This is a genomic window from Desulfitobacterium sp., from assembly GCF_982384815.1.
This window is the reverse complement of the sequence record NZ_CEVWNY010000003.1, coordinates 1-12,141: the sequence shown is the minus strand read 5'-3', so window position 1 is coordinate 12,141 and position 12,141 is coordinate 1. Positions and strand designations below refer to the sequence as shown.

9 protein-coding genes and 1 pseudogene are annotated in these 12,141 nt (G+C 37.2%); 7 read left to right on the top strand and 3 right to left on the bottom strand.

Annotation, left to right across the window (positions count from 1 at the left end):
- Positions 1-48: 48 nt before the first annotated feature.
- Positions 49-450, bottom strand: coding sequence for a ribosomal maturation YjgA family protein (locus tag AC1U9U_RS01000; protein ID WP_479958683.1), 402 nt, complete (start codon positions 448-450; stop codon positions 49-51).
- A gap of 233 nt (positions 451-683) precedes the next feature.
- Between AC1U9U_RS01000 and AC1U9U_RS00995 the strand changes: the two genes are divergently transcribed.
- Positions 684-2,420, top strand: a complete 1,737-nt coding sequence (locus tag AC1U9U_RS00995) for a multicopper oxidase family protein (protein ID WP_479958682.1) — start codon at positions 684-686, stop codon at positions 2,418-2,420.
- A 449-nt stretch (positions 2,421-2,869) separates the two neighbouring features.
- Here the strand turns inward: AC1U9U_RS00995 and AC1U9U_RS00990 are convergent, their stop codons facing one another.
- Positions 2,870-3,538: an alpha/beta fold hydrolase gene (locus AC1U9U_RS00990; protein ID WP_479958681.1), complete on the bottom strand. Its 669-nt coding sequence runs from the start codon at positions 3,536-3,538 to the stop codon at positions 2,870-2,872.
- Between the two features lie 103 nt (positions 3,539-3,641).
- On the opposite strand from AC1U9U_RS00990, the gene AC1U9U_RS00985 reads away from it, so the two are divergent.
- The 3 genes and pseudogenes from AC1U9U_RS00985 to AC1U9U_RS00975 form a co-directional block, all read left to right on the top strand.
- Entirely contained in the window at positions 3,642-3,929 is a 288-nt protein-coding gene (locus tag AC1U9U_RS00985) for a transposase (RefSeq protein ID WP_479958680.1), read from the top strand.
- A gap of 23 nt (positions 3,930-3,952) precedes the next feature.
- The gene (locus tag AC1U9U_RS00980) at positions 3,953-4,828 is read left to right on the top strand and encodes an IS3 family transposase (protein ID WP_479958741.1); all 876 of its coding nucleotides are present in this window, start codon (positions 3,953-3,955) and stop codon (positions 4,826-4,828) included.
- 219 nt (positions 4,829-5,047) lie between these two features.
- Positions 5,048-5,569: pseudogene (locus tag AC1U9U_RS00975) on the top strand (adenosylhomocysteinase); the annotation flags it as partial.
- Positions 5,570-5,609: 40 nt separating this feature from the next.
- On the opposite strand, the gene AC1U9U_RS00970 reads toward AC1U9U_RS00975, so the two are convergent.
- On the bottom strand, positions 5,610-6,173 hold the full coding sequence (locus tag AC1U9U_RS00970) for a hypothetical protein (RefSeq protein ID WP_479958679.1): 564 nt from the start codon (positions 6,171-6,173) through the stop codon (positions 5,610-5,612).
- Positions 6,174-6,587: 414 nt separating this feature from the next.
- On the opposite strand from AC1U9U_RS00970, the gene AC1U9U_RS00965 reads away from it, so the two are divergent.
- From AC1U9U_RS00965 to AC1U9U_RS00955, 3 genes are all read left to right on the top strand, one after another.
- Positions 6,588-7,901, top strand: coding sequence for a radical SAM protein (locus AC1U9U_RS00965; protein ID WP_479958678.1), 1,314 nt, complete (start codon positions 6,588-6,590; stop codon positions 7,899-7,901).
- A gap of 20 nt (positions 7,902-7,921) precedes the next feature.
- Entirely contained in the window at positions 7,922-10,591 is a 2,670-nt protein-coding gene (locus tag AC1U9U_RS00960; RefSeq protein ID WP_479958677.1) for a DEAD/DEAH box helicase, read from the top strand.
- Positions 10,592-10,704: 113 nt separating this feature from the next.
- Positions 10,705-11,853 (top strand): tetratricopeptide repeat protein, encoded by a 1,149-nt coding sequence (locus AC1U9U_RS00955; protein WP_479958676.1) that lies wholly within the window; start codon positions 10,705-10,707, stop codon positions 11,851-11,853.
- Positions 11,854-12,141 lie beyond the last annotated feature (288 nt).

Here is a 12,141-nt window from a genome sequence, read left to right as displayed (position 1 = left end):
CCAGAACTTCCTACAACAACATATCATTGCCATTTACAGACCATGCCACTATTTCCACCGTTTTGGGGTAAGAATAACGAATCTTTCTAAGAGGGCTCCTACACTGATCCCAATACTATATGCAGCCAAATCGCTCCACAAAAAGCCATAACCCAAAACTAATCCGCCTAATCTCGTCTGTCTTAACGTATCAATCCACTGCGAATGATACAACTGGCTTATCTCTATACCGAAAGAGAACAATAAAGCCAGTACGACAATCCATTTAATTTCTCTGGCGCGAAAAACTAGGCCGAAAAGGAAGTAGACCATCAGTGCCCATAAGGCATCACCCAAAAACAGATTAATCCAATTAGGTAAGTACGTTGAAAAATGCCTGGAGCTAAGGCCTAGCAGCATAACGATTATTACCAAAGCGAAGTAAATAAACCCTTTTCTTTTAACTAACATAGGACAATCCTTTCAACAAATAATCCATATCTTAACAGTCGCTCCGGCAAAGATCTCTGGACCGGATATATTTCCATGGTGTTTTACAACGGTGTTGTGTTAATTATTCTTTACCAATTAATTTATCTCCTTCTTAAGAACATATTCTCTAGTGTCACAAAAACTTAACACCTATTTTAAGAAGAACATATCTTAATATGGGGCAATTTAAAACTCGGGGAGGAGAAACTTTCATGTTCCTAGAAAAGTTCGTTGACCAACTGCCAATACCTTCCGTGATCAGACCCGTAGGTCGTATTCGTTCTACACCCTATTATGAAGTAACTATGCAAGAAGTAAAACAAAAACTTCATAGGGATTTACCTCCAACTACAGTTTGGGGTTATAACGGAATGTATCCTGGCCCTACTTTTGATGTGAGCAGGGATAACCCGATCTTTGTCAAGTGGATCAACCGTTTGCCCTTTGAACATTTGTTACCTGTAGATCGCACTGTTCATGGTGCACAACCTAATGAGCCCTCAGTCCGAACCGTTGTTCATTTACACGGCGGCCGTGTCCGGCCGGAAAACGATGGCTTTCCAGAAGCATGGTTTACCCGTGATTTCGAAAATGTTGGATCAGAATTTGCACACGAAATATACTATTACCCCAACTGTCAGCGTCCGACAACCCTCTGGTATCACGACCATGCCCTAGGAATTACTCGTTTAAACGTTTACTCCGGTTTGGCCGGCTTTTATCTGATCAGAGATAATAAAGAAAAGAAGCTGAACCTGCCAAAAGGAAAATTCGAAATTCCCTTGGTGATTCAGGATCGTACTTTCTATCCCGATGGGGAATTATTCTATCCCATGCAACCTAGTCATGAACCACCTCCATCTCAACAGCCGCCACCACCTACTGATCCTAATTTGCCCAATCCATCTATTGTTCCGGAGTTTTTCGGGGATACAAATTTAGTCAACGGTAAGGTGTGGCCTTATCTGGAAGTTGAACCACGCAAATACCGTTTCCGCATGCTTAATGGTTCCAATTCCCGTTTTTACCGCCTTGCCTTAGATTCGGGGCAGACTTTTGTACAAATTGGTACTGACGGTGGATTATTAGAAAATCCTGTTACCGTTTCAAGTATCCTTCTTGCCCCAGCCGAACGGGCCGATATAATTATTGACTTCTCTGGTCACCGCAACCAAAAAATCATTTTAACAAATGACGCTCCTACTCCTTTCCCAGATGGTGGTGTACCGCTCACTCCCGATTTGATGCAGGTTATGGAGTTTAGAGTGAAGGCACGGATTTTCTTTCCCGACACAAGTACTATTCCTCCGGTCCTGGGCTGTTTGGAAAGACTCGATCCCGCCCAGGCTGTCACCATCCGCAGAAATACCCTTGTCGAAAGCACCGATGAGTTCGGTCGTTTACTTTTATTGCTAAACAACCTTAAGTGGGATGATTTGCCTATTACCGAGACACCCTATAATGGAACTATTGAGATTTGGGAATTATTTAATACAACACCGGACACCCATCCCATTCACTTACACCTAGTTCAATTCCAAATTTTGGACCGCGCACCCTTCACCGGTGACCCGAATAGCCCCGATGTAATCATTGGCCCGGCCCAACCACCTGATCCAAATGAGAGAGGCTGGAAGGACACAGTTAGAGCAAATCCCGGTGAGGTCACACGAATTATTGCCCGCTTTGGACCATTTACCGGCGTATATCCTTGGCACTGTCATATTCTTGAGCATGAGGATCACGATATGATGCGTCCCTATGAATTACTGGACAATAATAATTTTAATCCCTGTGAGCCAATCCCCGGTGTATGCACAGATGATTCGTATAGTCAATGTTTTAATTGTCGTGGCTGCGGTTTCCAAAACAATAATGGACTTGAAAATATCATCGAAAGATATAGTAGTGTTGTAAATCTAAAAAGTACTAAAGTTCATGTGTGGTGATAATGTTTAAAGGTGTTAAAGGAAATTATCGTAAAAAAGGTTATTGGTCAACAGCCAATAACCTTTTCTTCTTTCTGATACTTAAACAAATTATTTATTTCTTCTCTGTTTCGGTAACATAAAGATTCCTTTTCGGAAATGAGTATTATGTCCGCCTTTGAAATCCCATGCGTATATTCCATTAGCTGAATTGAAAAGGTCGAATCCAAATTAAATATGTTCCCTTTGCCGAATACTTCCTCCTCTTGCTTGATACTCATCTTATGTAGCGCCATCCCAAAAGACTACTTAGATTCTTTTAGGAAACTAATAATCCTTTGGTTGGCATAGATAAGAGTTTTGGCATTTAGCAAATGGCCACTTCCTTGCAAACATTCGGATGCAGTTAAGTTTGGAATAATTGTTTTCGCCTGAGGAAGGATAATATTTGCCGGAAAGAAAATGTCGTTTTATCCTGCCAATACGAATGTTGGAGCCTGAAAATCTTTTAATTCTCCTGCCGTAGCTAACTGCGGCATATGTGTTTCCAGTTTAACATTACGAAAAACCGCCCCAATTACTTGAAGGGACTTTTCGTCTATTTCATCGATAAACATAGGACGAACCGCTCGTAATAAGCGCTCATGACTTGGTAACCAACGATACGCTAACATAGGTATTAATATTTCAAAGACCATCCTTTTTAATGACCCGGTCGCAATACCCGAGGGTACGATTAAAACCGCTTTAGAGATTCGCTCAGGGGCAAATGCTGCAGTTCGAAGGATTATGCCAGCACCATATGATGGCCCAATCATTGGGACCTTTTGGATTTTTAAGTAATCCAGAATATCTACAACCCATTTTCCAAAACTATCATCCTTGGGCGAAATGCGGTTCTCTGAACTCTTACCGGGATGACCTATAGTGTCGGGGGCAAATACCCTGTAATGTTGTATTAATGGCAAAAACCATGACAAAGTTATAGGGTTAAGAGTGTTCCCACCCTGGAAGATGATAAGCGGAGGCGCATCCTTCGGTCCCGAAATTAGAATATTTGTTAATCCAAAACGCGTTTCGATTATTTTCTCTTCAATTACGATATTAAGTTGCGCCAATAAATCATCGTAAAGATTCAAAATTTCTGCCTGACCTTGACTACTTCTATGGAGTAGTATCATTTTAGTTGAGTCAGAAAACTCGTAATTATGGTAAGAATAACCATAAAGGAAGGGATCCAGAATGCGAGTTTATGACAAACAATTCAAAGAAGAGGCCCTCAAACTGTCCAATGAAATAGGATTAAAGAGTGCTTCTGAGCAGTTGGGAATACCAACGACCACATTATCCTCTTGGCGGGCCAGCTTCAAGAAACATGGCGACATAGCGTTTGTAGGTAGCGGCCACCAGCGCATAGACCCCAAGATGGCAGAAGTTAAGGCGTTAGAAAAGAAGATTAGGGAACTTGAATCCGCCAATGATATTCTCAAGAAAGCTTTAGCTTTTTTCGCAGAGAGCCAAAAGAGGTAGCCGCACGAGAATTATTCAAATTTATTAGGGACCAGAAGGTAAAAGAACCAACCAAGCATAGCATTAAAAAAATGTGTAAGGTATTTAAGGTTAGCGAAGCCGGCTATTACAAGTGGCTAAGACTCCGAGATAGACCCTATAAATATGATGAGCTTTTGGCTAAGATCCGTCAGATTCGTGCAAATAACAGTGATTATGGAGCCCATAGGATTTACTTGGAATTAAAGCTTTTTCATGATTATACCGGAAGCTACTATGTGATCCTTAATCTTTGCAAAAAGCATCATCTCATGCTTAAGAAAAGGCACCATCCCAAAGGACTTACGAAAGCGGATCTGGCAGCACAAGCCAGTGAAAACCTTATCCAACAGAATTTCAGTGCCCCAGCACCCAATCAGAAGTGGCTGGGTGACATAACAGAGATCCCAACAGCTAATGGTAAACTTTATGTAGCCGCTGTGCTGGATTGCTTTGATGGAGCCATAGTCGGTTTTCAAATGGCTGACCACATGAGAGCAGAACTATGCGTAGAAGCTTTTACCGCAGCAGCCAATAAGTATTATGCTTATGGAATGCTCTTTCACAGTGATAGAGGCAGCCAATATACAAGCAAGGCATACCGAGAAATATTATCAAGCTATGGAGCAACGCAGAGTATGTCGAATACCGGAAAGTGCTATGATAATGCCCGGATGGAGTCCTTTTTCGCCACACTTAAGAAGGAACTAATTTATAAGGTCAAAACAGAGAGTTTAAAAATGGAAACGGTAAAAAGCATGGTTTTTCGCTACATAGAAGCTTATTATAATCGAAAACGAATCTACACAACCAATGGGGGTTATCCGCCTTTGATGAAGCGTTCACTGTATCAGCAAGTAAACTTAAAGCAAGCTGTGTAAAAGGCGGGGCATTGCCCCGGAGTTTATCGCTTTATTCTCCTAAGGATAAAAATAAAAATAGCCAAGGGAATTAAAATATCCGCTGGCTATCCTTAGCAGAACTCTACCGGCCGCTCGGGTTGCTCTCCAGCATTGCCCTATCCCGCCGATAGAAAAGAGCCAGTTATATTATAACCAAAAATACGAGTTTCAGGACTCAACCAAATTTGACAATTCCACAATGAAGCATGGATGGATGGTTTCGAGGTTATGCCGATGGTTGAGGCTGCTCCTCATGGAGATGTCTTTATCACGGTGACTGGTAATAAAAATGTGATCACCGAGGAACACTTCCAAATGATGAGGCCTGGGGCGATTATGTGTAATGCCGGGCATTTTGATGTCGAAATTAATAAAGTGCAGTTAAGCAGTATGTCGAAATCTGTTCAGGCAGTTAGACCTAATATTGAAGAATTTACTTTGCAGGATGGGAAACGCTTATATTTACTTGCCGAAGGAAGACTGGTTAACCTTGCGGCAGGTGATGGTCATCCAGCAGAGGTAATGGATATGACATTTGCCCTACAGGCCCTTTCACTTAAGTATGTGGCTCAGAACTCGGAAAACCTAAAGCCTGGTGTCTATCCAGTGCCAGAGGAAATTGACCAGAGGGTAGCAGAGCTAAGGTTGCAGTCACTTGGGCTGAAGATCGATCAATTATCTGAGGAGCAAAAGGCTTATTTAGAGGCTTGGCAACATTGAATAGCGGGTTGTGAGTTGTGATTCAGTAAGCATGAGGATTTTATTTTTGCTTATTGCTTATCAACAATAGGGTCTTATAGCATAAGTAATAGAATGAGTATTCTAAAGAGTACTTTTTATTCAACCTTCTTTGCCATATTGCATAGATAGTAAAAAATATAGCTGTTAAAGTTATAAGCATTAAAACTGCTTTTCCTGTAATTGAATAGAAACCCGATGAAATACTAGATAAAATACTAGATAATGCATCGGTACTCGCGGTCTCCAATTTGCTATCAATAGCCTTTCCTAAATAAAAATTGGATGCATTTAGCATTAATCCGAATGCAAAAATCAAACAATTTAATAAGGTAGTTACATAGACTAGCAGGTACCCGGGATCTTCTTTAGTATTTGTTAATAACTTTAGTTTATTTTTAATCAATAATTCTTCCTTTTCTAAAAAATTATTCTGGGTATTAATTTTCTCTTTATATACCTGGGCAACTGCATCCAAAAGCTTACTGCTAAAATCATAATTATTTTCAACTGAAATATTTGCCCTCTCCTTAAAATATTTTTCGAATAATATTAGCATCTTTTTTCGATCGGACTTGGTTTCCATATGCTTTCCCCCTTAAAGTATATGACAAAAGTATAAGACATTTTGTCAGAGTATAATGTCGAAACATGGAATAATAGCTAAAAATGTTGATTTTATTAATAAATATAAAATCTAGATGAAAACATCTGCTTTATATTGACATACACTAAACGGTAGTGTAAAATGGCATCATCATTATTGGCTTAGATACGGAGGGGATAGGATGAAAACGATAAACTTAAAGTGGCAAGTAGTAAAGATTAAAGATAGCGCAAGGGCAAGTGCAATGTACTGTTTTAAGAATTGCGAGAAAAACCAAAACTAGGTTTTTTAATAGCTAAATAAAGTTTTGAGAGATACGATTTATTTGTCGCAAATTTAGGGATGAATAAATCGTATTTTTTTGAACGTATCTAAGTTAAGGAGAAATAAATAATGAAACACGAAGCACAAGTAGATGTAACAAAGAGATATAATATTTCGCAGAATTTATCCCGTGTTTACTTACCAGAGGGGATTCTAATTATCGCAGTGGATCGTGCAAATTGGGTATTACTAGAAAACAAAGATCAAGAGGAAATTTTCAACTTGTTACTTAGTCATTCCATTGAAGAAGTAGTAACTAGCTTAGAAAAACGTAATTTAAGTATGGATGATCTTATTAGCGTTCTTACTGAATTGGAAGCAAAGAGGTTTGAAGATCATAAGCAGAAGGAGCAGGGCTTAAAAAGTCTGAATCTTTATCTTACAAATAAATGTAACCTGCGCTGTAAGCATTGTTATATGTTTGCTGGGGACCCTTTAGAAAGCGAACTAAGTGCAATAGAGATAACTGATCTCTTAAGGGTTTTCCGGCAAAATGGAGGAAGTAACCTTATCTTATCGGGTGGAGAAATCACTGAGCATAGTGATTTGAGAAAAATTGTTACTGAAGCAAATAATCTAGACCTTACGACTACATTACTAACCAATGGTACCAATTGGACTGATGGTTTAATTGATTTCGTCTCAGAGAAAGTTGCTGAAGTACAGGTAAGCATTGATGGCTATGATGAGGATAGCAACTCCAAGATAAGAGGTAGCGGTTGTTTTATACGTGCAATGTCGACAATAGACCGTTTTTATGATAATGGAGTTAGGGTTACTGTAGCAGTTGCTCCTCTCCAGCCCATCAATAGGGAAGAGTATATTAAATTCGGAAAGTGGTTACTTAAGAGATTTCCAAATGATAACTTTAATTTAAAATTTTCTTATGAGTTAATCAGCGGCCGGGATTATGCTTCAACGCATATTGATAAAGAGGTTTATCAGAAGACTATCGAGGAGATAGTGGAAGCTATTTATCCGAGTAATAAACTGGAGAAATTCGTAATAAATCATAAGAACCATACATTATTTTATAACTGCGGCTATGGAGCATTAACCATAACTGCGGATGGCGGAGTCTATTTTTGTAATAGAGTATCTGAAGTGAAGTGCTACGGCAATATTCGTGACGTGTCTTTTGAAGAAATTGTCCGGCTTGCGGAAAAAGTTCAAGCGTTAACGGATGTGGATAATTTATTACCCTGTAAAGATTGCGATTTGAGATACATTTGTGGAGGAGGTTGCAGAATCGACTATACACCCAAATTAGTCCAAGCTGATCTTAATTCAAAAATGGTATTTCAAAGAGTGGAATGCCCTCAGGGAGATAGAATAAACCTTTATAAGAAAATGATAGCTACTAATAAGATGTTTTATTGGTAACCTTAAAGGGGAAAATCAAGATGGATGACTTAGTTATTAAGATTAATCTTAAGGAATCTACGCAACAATACTGTCTAGTCGAAACATATCTTGGTACGTTAAAAAAGCTAAAAAAAAGAACCTACTCTGGCCCTATAAAACCGGTAGATATTTTGACACTTGATCGAGTTCAGAATATTTCTCATGATCTCCTTGAACAATTAAAAGACTTTTTATTAAATGAAGCGAGACAAATTAAGAAAAATAAATACTTGTTGCAATACGTACCTTTGTTAGGTTTTTTTTCGATTATAAGTGGCGTAAGAGGGGTATATTCAACATCTTATGACAATGCATTATATGAACTCGATAATCTGTATAGGGCTGAGCTAAGAATAAGTGATAGCAAATCACTTAATCAAGGAAGACTTTACCTAGAAGTATTAGAGCGTGATAAGACTTTTTTAGATAAGAATACTTATTTCAAGAGTATTTGCGGAAAAACATTTGTTTTTTTGCACAACAATCTTTATATTCTTAAGAACGATGTAAATCCTTCTAAACTGAAAAAGGTAGCATTGAATAATAGCAAATTATCTGAAGAAGAATATACTGAGCTTTTTTTCAATCAACAAGAGAAGGCTGAGAGCACTAGCAATCTTATTTGCATAAAACCCGTTCCCATTTTATATTTGAAAATTAATGACTCTTATATAAACGGTAAATTGCTATTTTCATATAATGGATTTGAGGTTCCGTATAATTCACCGGGAGATAGAATCGCTGATGAACAGAATGGATGCTATTATTTTCGTAGCATAATTGATGAAAAACGCGCTGTTTCAGAAGTGGTATCTGCCGGTTGGCAACAAGGCAATGCTAATAACTTTATTTATGATAATTTTAATTCGTTTTCCGAGAGCCTTTCTTGTTTATTAAACAAGCAATTTGAATTATTAACAAATGAGAAAAAAAGAATATATCCTTCTAGCAAAGCTAATTTTAACATTTCATATGGAATGGACTGGTTTGAGTTAAAAGTAATTGATGAAAGTAAACATGGAAAGGTTAATTTGACCCATCTGATTGATGTCAAATCTCGGAAACGATATGTTGAATTGGATAATGAAATAATTCTTTTGCCTAATACCCTTTATGAAAATTTAAGGGCTTTTAAACAAGAGGGGGAAAAATTAAAAGCTACTAAAAAGCAAATTGGTGAAATTCTTGAAATTTTAGCCGATACTGAAATGTCCTCTGAATTTAGTTTCGAGGATATTATTGCTCTGGAAAATATCGAATTAAAATTGCCAATTACATTAGATAATATTTTACGTCCTTATCAAAAAGAAGGTGTTTGCTGGCTTCAATTTTTATTTGAAAATAATCTTGGTGGATGCCTAGCTGATGATATGGGGCTGGGAAAAACTATTCAGGCTATATCCTTTATTGTTTCAAATAATCTAAAAAAGAATGGACCAACGAGTGCATTAATCGTTGCTCCCAAGACCTTGCTTGAAAACTGGCGAAACGAATTGGAAAGGTATGGGGAGGGCCTTAATGTTAGCATTTATCATGGAGTTAATAGAGAAGAAGCCATAAGTGATTTTGATAAAAACAATGGGGTTTTACTTACTACCTATAACACATTGTTAATTGACCTGGAGATTCTATCCAAAATACACTTTGATTGCATGTTTATCGATGAGGCTCAGTATATAAAGAATTACAAAGCGAAAACATACAAAGCCGCTCAAAGAATAAAGGTACGCTCTAAGTTTCTACTATCAGGGACTCCTTTTGAAAACAACTTTAGTGAGTTATGGGCATTAATGGATTTAATAAACCCGGGTTATTTAGGGAGACGGTTAACATTTATTAAGAAATATGGAACTCTTGAGGACGAAAAAGCTATTAAAAAATTAAATGCTAGAATCAAGCCGTTCGTTTTGCGTCGCCTCAAAAAAGATGTGCTTAAGGATTTACCGGAAAAGACAGAGCAAAAGATTATTTGTGAAATGGATGAGGGACAACGCGAATTATATGAGAGTATTATTAAATCGATAAGAAATGAGCTTGTGCGCATGCCTTCTCGTTTTGAGATTAAAGATGCTTCAGTTATTTTAGAAGGATTGTTGTATCTCAGACAGATTTGTTGTCATCCGGCACTTCTTAAGAGTTCCCTTAATTGGAATAAATGTAATACGTCGGGGAAATTCGAATTGTTTAAAATGAAGATAAAAGAATTACAAGCTAATCGGGAAAAGGTTGTGGTGTTTAGTCAATTTACTTCGATGCTTAATCTTATGAAAAGGTGGGCAGATCGATGTGGGTATAAAACTTTTTATTTAGATGGGACAAGCAGCAACCGGCAAGAACTAGTGAATAGCTTTGAACAATCTGATGAGGGGATTTTTTTTATAAGTCTTAAAGCAGGTGGTGTAGGACTAAATATAGTGTCGTGTCAGTACGCCATTATTTATGATCCATGGTGGAACCCGGCAGTGGAAAATCAAGCGGCAGATCGAATTTACCGAATTGGTCAAACGAAAAACGTCTTTATCTACCATTTAATTACTGCTGACTCTATTGAAGAGAAAATTGAAGAACTGAAAAGTAGGAAAAAGGAGGTTGCGGATAATCTGCTGGTTGATACTGATAAGTCAACTAAACTATCCATTGAAGAGCTAAAAAGGCTTCTAATGGAATAGGAAATGAGAGGAATGGATTGATCGGGGTAATAAGAATTTTAGCGTGACCAAAAATAGACTGGAAAAGATAGAAATTAGAAGGGGAGAAGTAAGTGGAGAAAAAATGCAATTATATGACGGTATTTATTTGGATACTAGTAATAGGTTTTGGCTTAGCTCTAGTTTCCGCTATAGCTTATTTATGTAGCGAATACCATTATTTGGCGATAGAGGTTGAACATTTGAAGTCGCGTATAGGAAATAGAGTTATACAAATGCCCAATGAAATCGAATTTTACAGTAACATTACAGATAGTGCGATTAGTAGAATAAATTCGGCAGTTACTATATTAGGTGTAATAGCTACGATTTTTGGACTTTTAGGAATAGTATTTACAGTAATTACAGGTTTAAAAAATAAAGAAATGGAGGATAAAGTTCATGAAAAAATAAATCAAATGGAGGAGAAAAGTACAGGATTTATTAAAGAAGTAGAAGAGAGAGTTAAGCAGAGCGTTAACGAAGCTAATAAAAAGATTGACAACCATGAATCTCAAATAAATCAAATTAATATTATCCAGCATATTTTATATGCTGATAAACATAGAAACTCTAAGAAACTCAATTATGCGATAAAAGAATACGTGAAAGCTTTGAAGATTGACGAGTATGACCATCTAATTCTATATGAATTAGGCGTATTATATGCTGATGAGTATACAACAAATCCATCGGATTTAATCTTCGCAACTGCATGCGATTATTTATTTAACGCCGTGTTATCTCGAAAAAGTGACCATGAATTAATATCTGATTCTTATATGACTATAGGTGCATTATATGGCCAAAGAGGTAAAAGGGACAAAAATAAATCTGATTTAAAATCATCAATTGATTATTTCCTGAAATCAATTGAATGCAATGGTAATAATATTGATGCATATACCAATATGGCTCTTTCGCACATATATGATGGGAATAAAGAAAATGCTCGAAAGTGCTTTGAAAGAGCTATAGCAATTGATAAAAGTAATTTTCTAGAGAATAAAGGTATAAGCCGGTTTCGTGATACAGAAGAATTGTTGGCAATTCTGGGGGAAGAAACGCCGAAAGAAATCGTAGATAAGCTTGAAAAAATAGAAGGGGATCTTAAAGAGATCGAAGAAGGGTCAAATACAGAGGAATACAAAAAGTTAATAGCAAAAAAGGAAGAAAGCTTAGAAAAAAAGAAGCTTTTAGAAGTGAAAGAAAACTTTAAATTGATTTTAAGAGATCTTTTTTGATAAGAAAAGTTTTAAATGTCCTTTGCTTTTTTTAACATTAAGCATACTTCCTTTTATTTAGGGGTTGCTGAATAATAGCAAACCTTGCATAAATACTGGGTTTAAGACCACTCTTTCGGTATAATAGTACATGGAAATAGGAGTTTTCCCTTCAAAAAACTTGCACTTGGAGCGTGTTTTCATGTACAAAAGTACCGAACAACAGATAACATTTCCATATGAATTTGTTATGCCATTTGGCGGTGAACTCAATCCGAAAAACCAATGGTGTCAATTAGCAGCCATTAT

Bases quoted from the DNA above. Each gene is read 5' to 3' on its own strand.
- AC1U9U_RS00995 (WP_479958682.1), top strand. From the start codon at position 684: ATGTTCCTAGAAAAGTTCGTTGACCAACTGCCAATACCTTCCGTGATC.
- AC1U9U_RS01000 (WP_479958683.1), bottom strand. From the start codon at position 450: ATGTTAGTTAAAAGAAAAGGGTTTATTTACTTCGCTTTGGTAATAATC.
- AC1U9U_RS00970 (WP_479958679.1), bottom strand. From the start codon at position 6,173: ATGGAAACCAAGTCCGATCGAAAAAAGATGCTAATATTATTCGAAAAA.
- AC1U9U_RS00960 (WP_479958677.1), top strand. From the start codon at position 7,922: ATGGATGACTTAGTTATTAAGATTAATCTTAAGGAATCTACGCAACAA.
- AC1U9U_RS00955 (WP_479958676.1), top strand. From the start codon at position 10,705: ATGACGGTATTTATTTGGATACTAGTAATAGGTTTTGGCTTAGCTCTA.
- AC1U9U_RS00965 (WP_479958678.1), top strand. From the start codon at position 6,588: ATGAAACACGAAGCACAAGTAGATGTAACAAAGAGATATAATATTTCG.
- AC1U9U_RS00985 (WP_479958680.1), top strand. From the start codon at position 3,642: ATGCGAGTTTATGACAAACAATTCAAAGAAGAGGCCCTCAAACTGTCC.